This is a genomic window from Serratia sp. 1D1416 (assembly GCF_003641105.1).
Classification (GTDB): domain Bacteria; phylum Pseudomonadota; class Gammaproteobacteria; order Enterobacterales; family Enterobacteriaceae; genus Serratia; species Serratia ficaria.
The window spans coordinates 4,830,960-4,846,134 of sequence record NZ_CP032738.1 but is presented as its reverse complement, the minus strand read 5'-3'; the positions used below and the strand labels follow the sequence as shown (position 1 = coordinate 4,846,134).

The window sequence follows — 15,175 nt, the reverse complement described above, 5'->3', positions numbered from 1 at the left end:
CTGTAAATTTGCGCTCGACTCAGTCGCGGGACAGAAACCGCTCCGCATCCGCCAGCGAATGCAGCAGGGTGGTTTCCTGCGGTGAGCCAATCCAGACGGCGATAGCGCTGTAGTTATCGCTGTTATTGTTTTTCTTCCATGCCTGCTGCATCAGGGCGATCCACTCGCTGGGCGAGTTGACCATATGCAGCGATTGTTCGAGCTCGGACTGGCTGAAGCTGTGCCAGAAACCGTCGGTGCACAACAGGAACACGTCGCCGTCTTCCAGCTGCAGCACGTCGCTGTAGGTAGCGTCGCGCTCTTCGTTCAGGCCCAGCGCGAAGTACAGCAGGTTGCTGTTGATGCCGCTGGTCTGATAGCCGGCGTCCTGCATTTGTTGGATCAGGCTGTGATCGGTGGTGACGGCGTAGAGGTAGCCGCGGCGGAACAGGTACAAACGGCTGTCGCCGGCGTGCGCCCAATAGGCCAGCTGGTAATCGCGATCGATAAACAGGCTGACCAGCGTGGTGCCCATTTTGCTGTATTCGTCTGATTGCCGCTGCTGCTGGTGGATTGCCGCATTGGCGCGCGAAATATGCTGGCGAATGCTTTGCGCGTTCATGTGCTTTTCGCCGTCGAAGTTCTGCAGGATGGTGTCGCGCGCCAGCCTGGCGGCGATGTCGCCGCCGGGGAAGCCGGCAATGCCGTCGCACACCACGAAACAGGCCGCGCGGTTGCCGACCACTTCGCCGGTCTGATCCTGATTAGAGTCGCGGCCGCCCTGATTGGAGGTAGAGGCTATAGTGATATTCATTACGCGTCCGGTTTGGTCTGTGAGTCTTTATATTGATTCACTTCAACGTCATAGGCGTGCAGGAAGGCTTCGCCGAACAGAGTGTGGAAATCGTCTTCTATCTCTCCGGAAGTCTGCTGATAGTTTTTCACGAAGTAATCCCACAGCGCCGCCTTGCGATTGGCGGGCAGCGACAGACGCGGCGCGGCGCCTTCCTTGCGGGCCTCTTCTTCGAGACGGTCCGGGTTGAACGACTGCAGCATGGCGGCGATGATGGCGCGGATGCCGGCGATCATGCCCAACTGGTGCGCCTGCAGGTCGATCAGCGCATCGCGCACCGCCTGCTCCGGCGGCATAAAGCCAGGCATCTGGCTGCCGAACATCTGCATCAGCACCGTTTTGCCCGAGGGCAACAGCTTGAACGGGTTGTTGGCCTCGTCGAGGATCATGGTCATTTCCGCCTTCACGCCGCGCTTGAGGATTGAGCGCGAAGACAGCAGGGCGACGGTTCCCTGCGAGAACAGGCTGAGCAGCCGGCCGAACTGACGGATCTGCTGTTCATCGAAATGCGGCTGCGGCTGCAGATCATCCAGGCCGATGCCCTGCAGCAGCGCCGTCAGCAACGGCCCCTCCAACCGATCGCCGTTCGGTGCGGCGCCGTTTTGCGGGCGGGCGGACTGATAGGCGACGGGATCGATGCCCAGGCGATTGCCCTGGCGCGGGCGCGGCGGCTGTGCCGGCGGCTCTTGGCGCTGGAATTGCGGCTCCGGCTCCGGCATCGGCGCGGCGGGTGTGGCACGCGGAGGCTGCGGCGCTGCCGGTTCGGCGGCCGCCTGCGGCTGCGGCTGAGGCTGAGACGGCTGTGGCTGCAGCGGGGGTTGAGGCGGCGTGGAAGAGCCCGGCTGCGCCAGCGGCACGGCCCCGCCCATCAGCAGGCCCAAAGGATCGTTGCCGTTCAACGCATCGGGTGCGGCGGGGGCGGAAGAGTCGCCAAACAGCGCCAGCGGATCCAGTTCTTGCTCGCGTTTATCCGCCGCGGCGGGCGACGCTTTCATCGGTTCGGGCTGGCGGGTCGCCGCCGGGCGCTGTTCGGCCAACAGCGCGCTGGGGGTGGTGTCGGCCAGAATATGGTCGCGGTTGAACGTGGTGTCGGTATTGAACAGCGCCGCCGGATCGGTTTCTTGCTGCTGCAGCTGGCGTAAATCGACGTTGCCCGCCAGCTGCGCCAGCGGATCCGCTGGATTCAATTCAGGCTGCGGGGTTTCCAGCAGCGGATGGTTATCATGATTAACGGCCGGCGCCGGCGCGGCGGCGGTCGGCGTGTTAGGGGTAAACTCCTCCACCAGGCTGTCCCAGATCTCATTGGGAATGGGCCCGGCGGATTTTTCTTTGGCGGCGGGAGCCGGCGTTGGCGCAGGCGTGGCCTCGGTGACTCGTGCCGCCGGTTGGGCCGGCGGCGCGGCGTGCTGTTGCAGCGCGCTGACCTGAATTTGATAGTCGTCGATACCCAGAATGTCGCCGTCCTGCAGCTCGACCTGGCGGCCGCGCTCCAGCGGGATATCGTTAAGCAGCACGCGGGTCACGTTGCCGCGGTTGGTCACCCGGCATTCGCCGTCAGCGGAAATATGCACGATTGCCTGCAGGCGCGAGATGGCGCGCTCTTCGTCCGGCAATACCAGGTTGTTGTCTACGCTGCGGCCGATGGTGCCGCCCGGCGGCAGGAAATCGCAGCTGCTCTGTGGCGGAACCTGGCCATTTTTGTTTTTTACAATAGAAAATCGCATAAGGCATTCCTGCTGATAAGATCTTATGACCCAGACAGTTGAGCTCGGTAACTGGATGAATTCGACTTGATTTATTTCTAAGGGAGGTTTTTAAATGTGAGTGACCCAATTTTTTGGCAAACACATTTTATTCTCGCGAACCTAAATATATGAATGTGAGGCTGTATATGTCAGGTGATGTTTTTGCCATCGCGATCATTTTTTTTACTCTTTTCCTTGTAATATAAATTAGTTGGCAGTTGAGATAAATATATTATTGCAAATATAATACTGGCGTACCATACATTATCATAATCTTGGAATTTTATATTGATAATTGGATCTAATATCTCCGAGCCATAGTTAAATACCAAACCTTGAATGATGCTTGAAAATATGTTCACTATGGTGGCCATCACAAAAAGGAAGTATGATTTTTTATTGTTGGCTTTTTGCTTTAGGCGATACAATCCGACAAATACTATGATTGACAGGAAAAAGTATAAAAAAAACAAATGAGTAAGAGTAGGTGGAAAGCGTGACGTCATCACTCACTGTTTTGTTTCCTCGTCGACCCGTGCGGCGGCGGCATCGTTTTTTATTTCTTTTGCTGAGTACCCGTCGGCGATACAAACGCTAAGCGCGTAGTTTTTGAGGTTCTCTTCCGGGGAATATTTTACGTTGGCGACCGCTTTCATACTCAATACCGCCAATATTAATAGAGTTGCAATTTTACTCGTATGCGGAAAGATCATTGATTCTCTCTTGCATCATATTGGTCAGGCAATCCTTGTTATCCCTGCATTTATCCCTTTGCAGTAACCAGGTTTTTTGCGTACTGCTTAAAGAGGTCATCAGCTTTTTATCTCCTACGTCGGTAGCCTGTTTTTTTGCCAACAGCCAAGCTTGAGAGACACTTTTGTCATAGGCGGATAAATTGAAGTCTGAGCAGATTGTTTTTTCAACAATGCTTTTAGCTTTAGTACAGTCAAAAGACGCGACGGGCTTAGGGTTCTCTGGTAATCGTTCTAACTGCAATAGTGAACCATCGTACCATTTAACCAGCGCTTTTTGCGGATTGAGTTCGGCAAACCAGGAGCCTGCGCTATTTTCTGATGGGCCGAACGAGCCGGAATTGCACGTGAGCTTGAAAAGAGAAATTTCTGCTTGCCCGCTTTCATTCAGTTCATAGTTTTTAACAGTGACATTTGGCCCCATAGATTTAGCTATGAGTTGGTTTAATGTATTCTTCTCAATGCTCAAGGTTGGCGTTGTGCAGACGTCTTTTTCCGGTAAATTGCTTTCAATTGATTGACTGGATATATTGATGATCCTGCCAAGCAATCGAGGGTCGTTAAATTGATAATTGAGTGTGCGAGTTGCCTCATTGTCGATATTGACTTGAGTTACTTGCCACAGGCCATCAATAGCCAATGGTTTGACGTTTTTTTCTGCCGCATAAGCGGTGGAAGATAATAATAAGCTGCTGAGCAAAAATGCACATAATTTCATTAGGGCGAATTCCTTAGCGATAATTTCCATTTAAATAGAGCTCGACTTTATAATTTCTTCTGTTTATCAGCCCTTCATCACTTTTCCGCTTTAAGTAATTGCTCTTTGCTGTTGTGATGGTTTTGCCTGGAATTTTTTCTGGCTATTTCTCATAGGTTTTTCTATTTACTCTATCCGGATTGTCTTTCACCCAATTATCATTAGGGCGCTGTACATAGTCTTTCGCAAGTTTGTCAAGATCTTCACTATGGTACATATCCATGCACTTCATTAAGTCTAAGCGGATTTTACCATCTTTTGCATTGTAATTCTGTTGTAAGTACCGTTTTGTCAGCGCGATGATAGGGGATTCTTCATCACGAATTGTATAGTATGACCAGGCATCGATTCCATTCGATGAGGCAATTGCATCTTTGCTGGCCTCTGGTGATGTCTTATAAGCGACGGAAATGCAGTAGGTTAGAGCAATATCCTTGTAGTTTTGCAAATAGCTTCTGTATGCAGTTTGCGGTGGCCATCCGGCAATCGGTGCTTCATGACTTTTCTGTGCTAAAGCACAATTGCTAAATATAAAGAATAAAAAGCTGAGTGACTTTTTCATCTCAACACTCTTAAAATTCCCATATGATTCATGCAAAGGTAATCGTTGACTATTTCTTAGAGTAACGTTCAAAGATGGCTTTAGCTTCATTGGCGTTCTGCAGTGAAAGGCACTCTAAAGTATGATAACTACCTTTAACTGAGCCCTGCGTATCTTTTTTTGCGTATTGCTCAGCCAGTTTTTCGCCTTGTTCAAATGCGTCAATCGGCAATTTACTGAACTCTAAATAGGCTGCCGCTGAACGGAATGCATCTTGTTTGGTTTTTTCTGAGTCAGTGGACTTCCCAATACAGCGGCTGACTAGCCAATTCTCATAAATTTGGTCCTGGGATAATTTTTCTATTTTTATTTCTTCAGCCAACAGCATCGGAGAAATGAGAATAACAGTAATAAAAATATGGGCAATTTTCATTTTAATATCCAAAGTGAGGCGATTTCTGGAACAAATGATCCATTTTCAGGATCACCCATAAAATGACAAGAGTCAGAACAGATATCACCATTCCATAATGTGACATGTCCTCTGGCATTTCGCCAACCATTTCCTTGTATGACCATTATGCCCTTTTTACCTGAAAATTTGGCTGGAGTTGGAGCTTTTATCGTGATGTCGGGCTTGCCGAAATTCTTTTCTAAAAAGAGAATCATGTCATTCACGCGATAAAGATACCATTTTTTATCCTTGCCAGATACTGTGGCATAACCAGAGTTAGAGGGGATTGGTACGCCTGTGTAATTAAGTACGTAACTCATTCTTATAGGGCAGGCATTTTCAAAAATACCACTTTCAATATTACTTTCCACCTTTCCGCCAATCAATGCACCCACTTTTCTTACATTGATATTGACTTCGGAAAAACGAATCCATGCAGGCCCAAATAGAGGTTTTTTCATCCTGACTTTCCATTATGTCCATATTATGAACCCCGGCCGAAGCCGGGGCATACAAATTAAGCTTCGCGGTTTTCCTTGATATTCCAACCTGCGCTGCTTTCTGCGCCTTTACCGCCTTTATCGCTCTGCTCCCAGTATTGCTGCTTGACTTTAGCCGCCTGGAAGGAGTAGGTAACGCCTACGGTGTCTTCGCCGCCGGCACCGGTGTACTGCACCGCGGTGACCAGCACGTCGTCCAGAGTAATTTTGACGTACTCAACCTGAGTACCGCCGGCCTTGCAGACCGACAGCTCAATCTTGGTCAGGTGTTTGCCGCTGGAACAGTGTTTCAGCAGTGCAGGAGTTGACTTGTCGACCAGCGCATTCACATGCAGGTCGTTAAAGCACACCTTGCCGGCGCCGCCGCCGCCGCCTACACCCATGTTGCCCGGTTGAGAAGCGCCCCAGGAGAAAGAAGTAATGTCGGTCCAGCCCTTGTGATTCGAATCTTTAGATTCGCCGCTGGCACCTTCAACTTTCAGGAACATATCAATAGCCATAGTTTCTTCACTCTTTATTAAGGGTTAACAGTAGTATTAACGTTGCGTTGAAAAATTCAGGTAATAGCAGCAGGAATTGCAATGTGGTAATGCATTACCATTTTATATCCTTGTGCCATGCACCTTATGAAATACCGAAAGCTATCGGTATTAATTACCGGGCTCTTATTTCATTGAATAAGAAACCCAATTCGATGGTTGTGGCCGCTAATCCAACGCCCAAAACCAAACTTCTTGCGATTAAGACGGATGCCGGTCAGGCCGCCCGATCGCGGCCTGACTTTCAGCACATCAGGACGCGTCGTTCTGCTTCAGCGAAGGCAGCTTCGACACCAGGCGCAGGGAAACGGTCAGGCCTTCCAGCTGGTAGTGCGGGCGCAGGAAGAACTTGGCGCTGTAGTAGCCCGGGTTGTCTTCGATCTCTTCGACCTGCACTTCCGCCGCGGCCAGCGGTTTGCGCGACTTGGTTTCCTGCGAGGAGTTGGCCGGATCGCCATCCACGTAGTTCATGATCCAGTCGTTCAGCCAGCGCTCCATGTCGTCGCGTTCGCGGAAGGAGCCGATCTTGTCGCGCACGATGCACTTCAGATAGTGCGCGAAGCGGCAGCAGGCGAACAGGTACGGCAGGCGAGCGGAAAGCTGGGCGTTGGCGGAGGCGTCGGCATCGTAGTATTCCGCCGGCTTCTGCAGCGACTGGGCGCCGATAAAGGCGGCAAAGTCGGAGTTTTTGCGGTGGATCAACGGCATAAAGCCGTTTTTGGCCAGCTCGGCTTCGCGGCGGTCGCTGATGGCGATCTCGGTTGGGCACTTCATGTCCACGCCGCCGTCGTCGCTTGGGAAGGTGTGACACGGCAGGTTTTCCACCGCACCGCCGGATTCCACCCCGCGGATCGCGGTGCACCAGCCGAACTCTTTGAACGAGCGGTTGATGTTGGCGGCCATGGCGTAGGCGGCGTTGGTCCAGGTGTAGTTGCCGTGGGTCGCGCCGTCGGTTTCTTCCTCGAAGTCAAACTCGTCCACCGGGTTGGTGCGGATGCCGTACGGCAGGCGCGCCAGGAAGCGCGGCATCACCAGGCCCAGATAGCGCGCGTCTTCCGATTCGCGCAGGCTGCGCCAGGCGGCGTATTCGGTGTTCTGGAAGATCTTGGTCAGATCGCGCGGGTTGGACAGCTCCTGCCAGGACTCCATCTGCATCACGCTCGGCGCGGTGCCGGCGATGAATGGGCAGTGGGAAGCGGCGCCGATTTTAGCCATCTCACCCAGCAGCTCTACGTCCTGCGGGCTGTGATCGAAGTAATAGTCGCCCACCAGGCAGCCGAAGGGTTCGCCGCCGAACTGGCCGTATTCTTCTTCGTACACCTTCTTGAAGATAGGGCTCTGATCCCAGCCCACGCCCTTGTGACGTTTCAGCGTGCGGCCCAGCTCCTTCTTGGAAATGCTCATAAAGCGGATCTTCAGCATTTCGTCGGTTTCGGAGTTGTTGACCAGGTAGTGCAGGCCATGCCAGGCGCCTTCCAGCTTCTGGAACTCGTCGTGGTGGATGATCTGGTTAATCTGCTGCGACAGCTTCTCGTCGATTTCGGCAATCAGCGCCTGGATGGTGCGGTAGGCGTCGGAGGAAACGGTAACGGTGTTTTCCAGCGCTTGCTGCGCCAGGGTTTTTACCGCGTTTTCGACCGCTTCCTTGGCCTGATCGGTTTTTGGACGAAACTCTTTGTTCAGCAGCGCGCTGAATTCATCGCTGGAGAAGGTCTCGGTGGTCTGCAACGCTTTTTGTTGCTGAGGCGAGTTGCTCATCAATTAATCCTCACGCTCGTTGTTGTCGTCCTTTGCCGCCGGCTTAGGCGCATCGGTCAGGGATTGCAGCAGCGTCGGGTTTTGCAGGATCTTGGAGATCAGCTCTTCGGCGCCGTTTTTACCGTCCATATAAGACAGCAGGTTGGAAAGCTGCGTGCGCGCGTCCAGCAGGTTGTCCAGCGCGTCGACCTTGCGGGCGATGGCGGCGGGGGAAAAGTCTTCCATGCTCTCGAACGTCAGGTCGATATTCAGCTTGCCTTCACCGGTCAGGGTGTTGTCGACCTGATAGGCGACGCGCGGCTTCAGCGATTTCATGCGCTCGTCGAAGTTATCGATGTCGATCTCCATGAATTTACGCTCGTCGACGCTTGGCAGCGGATCAACCGCTTTCCCCACCAGGTCCGCCATCACGCCCATCACGAACGGCAGCTGGATTTTGCGCTCTGCGCCATAAATTTCGACATCGTATTCAATCTGTACGCGCGGCGCGCGGTTGCGGGCGATGAATTTCTGCCCGCTGCGGGATTTCGAGTTTGGCATGATTTACTCCATCTTGTGGCGATTGGGAACGCGCCTCATCCGGCTTGGAGAGTCAGGTTCAAATGCTGGCCTGCGCAGGTGAGCAGACGTTATGGGTGTCGTAAAGAGAACCGAAGGGTAGGCGGCTAGCTGTTCTCCTCGTTGTCGGGGCGACCGAGAATGGTCTCCAGTTGGTTGAGACCATCGGGCGCCAAATCGCGGACGATTTGCATAAAGTCCAGCGCGATCAGCCGCTGTACCCGATCGATCATCAGCGGTGCCGGGTGGCTTGGCTCATGAAGACGAAAATAGTTCTTTACCTTGTCCAGCATCAGCTGGGCGTCGTCGCGCGATTGGATCTGCGCGCTGCGCCAGTTGAGCGCCGCGGCGGCCTGGGGAGCCGCCGCGCTCGTCGGCGGGAGGCCGGCCTGCTCGGGCTGTTCCGCACCGGCGTCGGGAGCCGGCGCGTCGCTGTGGCAATACTGCGCGATCAGGGTGAATACTTTGGTCAGGCCGTTCATCTCCGGCAGCGCGCTCTCGCCCAGGTGGCGGCTGACCACCGCGCGGATGGCGTTCAGCGTTTCGTCGATGCGCGTGACCAGCAGCCCTTCGGAACGATCCGCCTGCGACAGCTCATCCTGCAGGCGCGCCCGGCCGCCGGGAAAGTTGGCGCACTCCAGCTTGCTGCCGTCGAGCAGCGCGCCGGCGTCGCGCAGCGATATTTCACCGGCGGCGCCTTTCAACAGCGGCGCGGCGCGCACGCTGGCGGCCAGCGCGGCCTTGTCGCCCAGGTCGGCCAGCACGTTGATGCGAAACAGCGGATCCGCTTCGCCGTCGAACTCGAGCAGCGGCAGCAGCGTATCCCAGTAGCGCTCCAGCGCCTGGTGGATCAGCGCCAGGCCGTCGGCATAGCCTTGCAGACCGCGCAGCTGCGTCCAGGCCCGGGTGAGATACAGCATGACCCGCAGATCCTTGGTGCGCGCCAGCAGGGCGGTGGCGAGGCGTTCCACCTGCATCCAGTCCGGCGCCTCCGCCGGGATGATGGTGCTGCCGAACTGCTGTTCGGTCTTGCCGGTGGCGGCCTGCTCCATCGCCAGAAAGTCGGCGTCATATTCCAGGTTGTCGCCGCAGGGATTCTCCGCGTCAACCGGGGCCAGCAGGGTGTCGATAGCCATAAAATTTCCTTAACAGACCGGGTTAATCAAACATTTGCGGGTACTGGCCGCTGCGGCCGGTGCGCGTCCAGCCATTGGGTTCGAACAACAGCGCAAACAGCTGCACCGTCAGGTTGCCGCTGTGCACGTGGGTATAGAGCGGATGCCCGTCGGCCTGATTGGTCCACCAGAAACTGGCGTACTGCGCCGGATCGAAGCAGTCGGCGGCCTGTTGCCAGCCGAGGCCCGGCACGTCCGGATGCTGGAAGCCGATGATCGACAAGATCTCGGAGTCGGCCTCCGCCGGCGGGCTGGGCAACGCCGGAATTTGCAACAGCGAGCGGTCGATCTGATCGGCGGAAAACCCGTTGCGCACGCCGTTCAGCAGCCGATAGCCGAGCTGGTTGTACCATTCCGCCGCCATGTTGAGCTGTTGCGGGCGCCAGTCGTCCTGGCTGAACAGGCGCAGGGCGCAGATCGGGTAGAGGCGTCCCACCCGATCGCGGGCCGGCAGCAGGCAGCCCATCTGCACATACTGGCTGCCGAGCGTGGCGGGAATGACGAAGTTCCACACCGGCGCATTGCTGAAAGGGTGCCCATGCGGCCCCGGCTGGTCGCGCTGCAGATTGACCAGCCCGTTATGAAACCAGTGGGCCCAGTTATTGACCACCAGGTCGGGCAGGCGGCGCTGCAAAAAATCGCCGGCGGAAGGGATCTTGCCATACCAGCCAATGCTCGCGGTCGGGCTCAGGTCGTTGCTCATCATCTTGTCCTTTCGGGGCTACGGGCAGGAGAATGCCGGCAGCTGGAATGGATTGCGGATACTGTTGGGCGTGAACTCCAGCGTAACGTGGTGGCCATCCAGATTAAACGTCGCCTGGCGGCCAAGGCTGCTGCTGCCGGCGGAGGACTGCGCCATATCCACCATGCGGTTCAGCGCCCAGGGGCCGCTGGTCACCAGGCTGGCGGTGGTGCCGTTGGCCAGCGCCAGCTGCAGATGCACCTGGTTGGTGTTGCGGGTGCCCGGCCAGCTCACCACCAGCGGAACCTGCGGGCCGTGGCTGTATTTGAACAGCTGCCCGTCGATATCCAGCGTCAGGTTGAGGATGTCGTTATCCATCCGCACCGGCCGCACGGTGACGCGGTAAGAGGGCGTCGCGGTGCCGTTGGCGAAGAAGGCGTCGCGAATGCGCTGCGCCTGCTGGAACGAGCGCAGGATCCCTTCGCCGCCCGGCAGCGTTTTGCCGTCTACGCCGGGGGTGAAGCGCCAGTTGGCGCGAGTGGTGTCAACCTTGCCCTGCAAATTGTCGCGGAAGAAGCTGTCCATCAACCCGCTGTTAGGCGCGAACATGCGCGCCAGATCGTCCGGCGTCACTTCCTGACGCGCCCGGGCGACCAGCGGATAACGCCCGGCTATCGCCTGGCGGCAAAAGCTGCCGACTTCGAAGCTGATGCGTTTCTTGACGTTCTCCATCTCCTTGCGCTGGGTATCGCTGCTGGCGCCGATCGCCAGCGACAGCAGCATCTGTTTGAACGGCACCGGCAGGCGGCCGGATTCGGCCTGCAGACGCGGGATAATGTCGCTCGGCGGCGCCGACATGCCGCTGTTGGCGGCGCCCTGAACCGCCGTCAGATAGCTGTATAGCTCATCGACCTGCTTCAGCACGCCGTCGAACGGGATCGCCTTGTTGCCTTCGCCCTGGCTCTGCGCCAGCTCGAGCAGCGGCGCGAAGTGCGCCATCACCAGCTGTTCCGGCTGGGCGGAAACGTCGCCGTCGGCGTTGGCCGGGCGGTTGGTGAACAGCGCCTCCAGCGTGCGGTTGGCGTTTTGGTTCAGCCGATCTCCGGTTTTATCCAGCAGCGATCGGCTGTCGGCATCGCTTTTTTCGTCGCGCAGGGTGACATTCTTGCTGACGTTGACCAGCAGGTTGCGCATCGGCGACGGGTTGCCGGACAACAGGCGCGCGCTGCTGATGCGCTGGGTCAGGTTGCCGATATTGGCCAGCTGGATATCGCCCAGCAGCTCATCCCAGGCGCTGATGAAATCCTGCATGTACAGCTGGCGGATGGTCTTGATCAGATCGGCGCTTTTCAGCTCCGGCGTTTTGCTGTTCAGCACCCAGACGTCTTCTTTGCGCAGGGTGTCGGTCACCGGGTCGATATTGTCGTTGAAGGCTTTCCAGTAGCCCTGCGAGGTAAACAGGCCCGGCACGCCGTCGGTCACCGGCTTGCCGCTTTTGCGCGAAAAGGCCAGTTCGGTTTGCGGGCCGGCCAGGTCGACCAGGCTGACCGGCTTGATGTCGGTCTGTTTCAACAGCAGGCGCTTCAGACGGCCATAAACCCGTTGCGACAGGGGGGCGCGGTTCAACGCGGCCTGCGCCTGTTCCACCAGGGGTTCGTCTTTGGCGTACGGCGAAGCCTGGATCTGGGCGTCGAGCAGCTGGCTCAGGTGCCATTCAATCTGCTGCAGCTGTTTCTGCGTACTGCCCTGCGGCAGGTTGCGCTGCAGGTTGAGCATCACCCAGGCGCGCAGGAATTTGCCGTCGTACTGCTTTGGCAGATACAGCATTTGATAGGCCTTCAGCGCCTCGTAGCTGAAATCCGCATCGCTGCGGTTGTCGTTGCGCAGCGTGGTGGCGATTTGCTGCGCCACCTGCGGCAACAGCAGTTCCTTCAGCGCCTTCTGATACAGCGCGTTGCTGGCGTCGCTGACCTGATCGCCGCGGTACAGACCCATGCGGTAGGTGAACGGCGGATCGTCCAGCGAGAAGTTCTGGCTGTCCGGCAGGTGCAGCACGCTGTTGAGGAACGGCAGCAGCGAGAACATATCGCCATTGCCCAACTGGGTGAGGTTCTGGCCCTGGCGCTCCACCCCCGGCACCTTGGCGCCCACCTCCGCCAGATAGCTCTTGTTGTTGCCGTAACTGGTGAACCAGAAAATCGCCAGGATTGTCAGGAGCAGCGCCAGCGCGATGTAGCCCGCCCAATGCAGGGCGCGGTTGCGGTATTCCCACCAGCGGTTGCTGCCCGCCAGGCCGGACTCCTGGAAGATCACCGTTTCCAGCGTGTCTTTCAGGAAGAAACTTTGCCCCTTGGTCGCCGGGATCGGCGCCTGCTGGTTGACGCTGTCCCAGGCCGAGTTGGCCTGCTGCGGATCGCCGGCGCTCGGCAGTTGCAGATAGCGGTTCAGCTCGCCCATCACCCGGTCGAACGGCAGGCCCTCCTGGGTGCCGCTGGTGAAGTAAATGCCGCGCGGCGTGAAGCGGGTTTCGAAGCTGGAGGTGGCGAACACCTGTTCCAGATACTGGCCCAGCAGCGGGCGCAGGGCGGCGAATTCCTGCGGGAACAGGTAGCTTTCGGCGCGTTGTCGGGCGTCGTGCTCAACCAGCAGGGTATCCGGCAGCGCCGCGTCCAGCCGCTGTTGCAGCAGGGCGTACTGTTGTTCAAAGGTGGCGTTCAGGTTGAAATCCGACTGGCGCGACTGCTCATAAGGGAAAGTGAATCCCCAAATCTGGTCGCGCTGCGCTTTGTCGAAGCCGCTGAAATAGGCCATAAAGCCGTTGAGCAGGTCGGTTTTGGTCACCAGCACGTACACCGGGAAATGAATGCCCAGCTGTTCGTGCAGCTCAATCAGGCGCTTGCGCAGTGCGCTGGCCTGCGCCGCGCGGGCTTCGGCGCTGTCGCTCAGCAAATCGGCGACGCTGATGGTTACCATCACGCCGTTGATCGGCTGGCGGGTGCGGTATTTTTTCAGCAGGCTGACGAAGCTTTTCCATTCGTCGGCGTCTTCTTCACGCTGGCTTTCCTGTGTGGTGTAGCGGCCGGCGGTATCCAGCAGCACCGCGTCGTTGGTGAACCACCAGTCGCAGTTGCGGGTGCCGCCGACGCCGCGCAGGGCTGATTTGCCGAAGCGATCGGCCAGCGGGAAATGCAGCCCCGAGTTGACCAGCGCGGTAGTCTTGCCGGCGCCCGGCGCGCCGATGATCACATACCACGGCAGCTGGTACAGATACTGGCTGCTGAAGCGCGTCATCCAGCGGTGCTTGCTGTCGCCCTGGCCCGGCGCAAAGCGCGCCTTCTTCAGCAGCTGCGCCGCTTCGTCGAAGCGCTGGGCCAGCTGCTCATCCTGTTTGGGCAGCGCTTTGCCGCTCTCCGCCGGTGGTTCCTCGGCGGCGCGCAGGTTGCTCAACAGGCGGCGATTGAACCAGGCGCTGTAGATCCGGGGAATGATGCGGCACAGGAACCAAATCAGATAAATTACGCCGATGGCTATCTGGCGGTTGAGTGCCGGTTCCAGCGGCCGATAGTCGCCGATAGCCACCAGCGGGCCGATCATCCAGATGATGAACGCCAGAGCGGTGATGCCGGCAAAGCCCCACAACAGGCGGCTGGTGATGATGGAGAATAACGTACTGAGCATTACTTTCCGTTTCCTTGCGGCAAGCCGTTGATTTCCGCCTGGGTGTTTTCCGGCGCGACCAACAGCGTAATTTCTACCCGGCGGTTCAGCGCACGGTTCACTTTGTTATCGTTCGGCGCCACCGGGTCGCTTTCGCCGCGGCCCTCCGCCTTCACGCGTTGCGGGTTATCGAGGTGTTTTTGCAGCCGGGCGCTGACCGCTTCGGCGCGCGCCAGGGACAGCTCCCAGTTGGAGGCGAAACGCGCGCTGCGGATCGGCAGGTTGTCGCTGTAGCCGGTGACCAAAATCTTGCCGCTGACGCCGTTCATCGCGGCGGCCACGCGGTCGATAACCGGAATATAGTTGGCGCGCACGGTGGTGGCGGCGGAATCGAACAGCCCGTCGCCTTTCAGGATCACCACGCTCTGCTGCGCTTCGTCACGCACCACCACCAGGCCTTCGGCGATTTCCTTGCGCAGGAAACTTTTCAGGCTCAGCGTCGGCGGCGCGGCCGGCGCCGGATTGCCGATCGCCACCTGCGGCAGGTTGGTCTGGTAAATCGAAGCCAGCACCGGGCTGGTGGCGTCGCCCAACCGCCAGTTGAGAGCGATGAACAGCAGCGACGCCAGGAAACCGGTCAGGGCCACGCAGGCCCACAACGGCACCAACGGCCGCCACAGTTTTTGCTGCACCGGCAGATCCAGCGCGTTCGGCGACAGCGGCGGCGCATACCCGCCGCGCACCGAGCGGATCAGCTGCAGCAGGCGCTGTTTCATGGTTTCCAGCTGCGATCGGCCGTTTTCCATCACCCGGTAGCGGCCTTCAAAGCCCAGCAGCAGGCAGAAATTGATCAGTTCCAACAGCTGGATGTGCTCGCGCGGGCTTTGCGACAGCTTGGCCAGCAGCTGGAAGAACTTCTCCCCGCCCCAGGTTTCGTTGTGAAAGGTCACCAGCAGCCCGCTGCCGGACCATACGCTGTTGCTGCCCCAGGGCGTCAGCGCGGCGGCCTCGTCCAGCGCGGTGCACAGACAGTAGCGCGCGCCGATGATCACTTCGTACGGCAGGCTGGCGCGCTGGCCGCGGATTTCAAAGCGGCGCACTTCGTCGATCAGCTGTTGGCGCAGCTGGGCCGGGTTGGCGTGGGTCGCCGACTGGCGGATCTGCGAAATGGCGTTCAGCAGCGGGTTGGCGGCCTCCACCAGCGGGTTCTCCGCCGGCGCCATGC

General features: G+C 57.7%; 13 protein-coding genes and 1 pseudogene. All 14 read right to left on the bottom strand.

Annotated features, from left to right (window positions below):
* Window positions 1–19 precede the first annotated feature (19 nt).
* The 14 genes and pseudogenes from D7I37_RS23525 to D7I37_RS23455 all read right to left on the bottom strand — a co-directional run bounded on the left by D7I37_RS23525 (window position 20) and on the right by D7I37_RS23455 (window position 15,173).
* Window positions 20–793 (bottom strand): PP2C family serine/threonine-protein phosphatase, encoded by a 774-nt coding sequence (locus D7I37_RS23525; protein ID WP_061794735.1) that lies wholly within the window; start codon window positions 791–793, stop codon window positions 20–22.
* The gene (gene tagH, locus D7I37_RS23520; protein WP_129544459.1) at window positions 793–2,556 is read right to left on the bottom strand and encodes a type VI secretion system-associated FHA domain protein TagH; all 1,764 of its coding nucleotides are present in this window, start codon (window positions 2,554–2,556) and stop codon (window positions 793–795) included. Before tagH ends, D7I37_RS23525 begins: the two co-directional genes overlap by 1 nt.
* Before the next feature lie 557 nt (window positions 2,557–3,113).
* Window positions 3,114–3,233: pseudogene (locus D7I37_RS23510) on the bottom strand (type VI secretion protein); the annotation flags it as partial.
* A gap of 34 nt (window positions 3,234–3,267) precedes the next feature.
* The gene (locus D7I37_RS23505) at window positions 3,268–4,077 is read right to left on the bottom strand and encodes a lysozyme inhibitor LprI family protein (RefSeq protein WP_231922058.1); all 810 of its coding nucleotides are present in this window, start codon (window positions 4,075–4,077) and stop codon (window positions 3,268–3,270) included.
* A 112-nt stretch (window positions 4,078–4,189) separates the two neighbouring features.
* On the bottom strand, window positions 4,190–4,648 hold the full coding sequence (locus D7I37_RS23500; RefSeq protein WP_129544458.1) for a T6SS amidase immunity protein Tai4 family protein: 459 nt from the start codon (window positions 4,646–4,648) through the stop codon (window positions 4,190–4,192).
* A 49-nt stretch (window positions 4,649–4,697) separates the two neighbouring features.
* Window positions 4,698–5,060 carry a T6SS amidase immunity protein Tai4 family protein gene (locus D7I37_RS23495; protein ID WP_129544457.1) on the bottom strand — a complete coding sequence of 121 codons (363 nt, stop codon included), beginning with the start codon at window positions 5,058–5,060 and terminating at the stop codon, window positions 4,698–4,700.
* The gene (locus D7I37_RS23490) at window positions 5,057–5,542 is read right to left on the bottom strand and encodes a type VI secretion system amidase effector protein Tae4 (RefSeq protein WP_129544456.1); all 486 of its coding nucleotides are present in this window, start codon (window positions 5,540–5,542) and stop codon (window positions 5,057–5,059) included. The genes D7I37_RS23495 and D7I37_RS23490 overlap by 4 nt, the downstream gene beginning before the upstream one ends.
* A 56-nt stretch (window positions 5,543–5,598) precedes the next feature.
* A complete protein-coding gene (locus D7I37_RS23485) occupies window positions 5,599–6,081 on the bottom strand; it encodes a type VI secretion system tube protein Hcp (protein ID WP_061794732.1) in 483 nt (160 codons plus the stop codon).
* 291 nt (window positions 6,082–6,372) lie between these two features.
* Window positions 6,373–7,878 (bottom strand): type VI secretion system contractile sheath large subunit, encoded by a 1,506-nt coding sequence (tssC, locus tag D7I37_RS23480; protein WP_061794776.1) that lies wholly within the window; start codon window positions 7,876–7,878, stop codon window positions 6,373–6,375.
* A 3-nt stretch (window positions 7,879–7,881) separates the two neighbouring features.
* Window positions 7,882–8,418, bottom strand: a complete 537-nt coding sequence (gene tssB / locus D7I37_RS23475; RefSeq protein ID WP_061794731.1) for a type VI secretion system contractile sheath small subunit — start codon at window positions 8,416–8,418, stop codon at window positions 7,882–7,884.
* Window positions 8,419–8,543: 125 nt separating this feature from the next.
* Complete coding sequence (tssA, locus tag D7I37_RS23470; protein ID WP_061794730.1) at window positions 8,544–9,572, bottom strand: type VI secretion system protein TssA; 1,029 nt, start codon at window positions 9,570–9,572, stop codon at window positions 8,544–8,546.
* Window positions 9,573–9,594: 22 nt separating this feature from the next.
* A complete protein-coding gene (gene tagF, locus D7I37_RS23465; protein ID WP_061794775.1) occupies window positions 9,595–10,314 on the bottom strand; it encodes a type VI secretion system-associated protein TagF in 720 nt (239 codons plus the stop codon).
* A gap of 18 nt (window positions 10,315–10,332) precedes the next feature.
* Window positions 10,333–13,971 carry a type VI secretion system membrane subunit TssM gene (tssM, locus tag D7I37_RS23460; RefSeq protein ID WP_129544455.1) on the bottom strand — a complete coding sequence of 1,213 codons (3,639 nt, stop codon included), beginning with the start codon at window positions 13,969–13,971 and terminating at the stop codon, window positions 10,333–10,335.
* A complete protein-coding gene (locus D7I37_RS23455) occupies window positions 13,971–15,173 on the bottom strand; it encodes a DotU family type VI secretion system protein (RefSeq protein ID WP_083950325.1) in 1,203 nt (400 codons plus the stop codon). Before D7I37_RS23455 ends, tssM begins: the two co-directional genes overlap by 1 nt.
* Between the last annotated feature and the right edge of the window lie 2 nt (window positions 15,174–15,175).

Coding starts and splice junctions, on each gene's coding strand:
- D7I37_RS23525 (WP_061794735.1), bottom strand. CDS start 793: ATGAATATCACTATAGCCTCTACCTCCAATCAGGGCGGCCGCGACTCT.
- tagH (WP_129544459.1), bottom strand. CDS start 2,556: ATGCGATTTTCTATTGTAAAAAACAAAAATGGCCAGGTTCCGCCACAG.
- D7I37_RS23505 (WP_231922058.1), bottom strand. CDS start 4,077: ATGGAAATTATCGCTAAGGAATTCGCCCTAATGAAATTATGTGCATTT.
- D7I37_RS23500 (WP_129544458.1), bottom strand. CDS start 4,648: ATGAAAAAGTCACTCAGCTTTTTATTCTTTATATTTAGCAATTGTGCT.
- D7I37_RS23495 (WP_129544457.1), bottom strand. CDS start 5,060: ATGAAAATTGCCCATATTTTTATTACTGTTATTCTCATTTCTCCGATG.
- D7I37_RS23490 (WP_129544456.1), bottom strand. CDS start 5,542: ATGAAAAAACCTCTATTTGGGCCTGCATGGATTCGTTTTTCCGAAGTC.
- D7I37_RS23485 (WP_061794732.1), bottom strand. CDS start 6,081: ATGGCTATTGATATGTTCCTGAAAGTTGAAGGTGCCAGCGGCGAATCT.
- tssC (WP_061794776.1), bottom strand. CDS start 7,878: ATGAGCAACTCGCCTCAGCAACAAAAAGCGTTGCAGACCACCGAGACC.
- tssB (WP_061794731.1), bottom strand. CDS start 8,418: ATGCCAAACTCGAAATCCCGCAGCGGGCAGAAATTCATCGCCCGCAAC.
- tssA (WP_061794730.1), bottom strand. CDS start 9,572: ATGGCTATCGACACCCTGCTGGCCCCGGTTGACGCGGAGAATCCCTGC.
- tagF (WP_061794775.1), bottom strand. CDS start 10,314: ATGAGCAACGACCTGAGCCCGACCGCGAGCATTGGCTGGTATGGCAAG.
- tssM (WP_129544455.1), bottom strand. CDS start 13,971: ATGCTCAGTACGTTATTCTCCATCATCACCAGCCGCCTGTTGTGGGGC.
- D7I37_RS23455 (WP_083950325.1), bottom strand. CDS start 15,173: ATGGCGCCGGCGGAGAACCCGCTGGTGGAGGCCGCCAACCCGCTGCTG.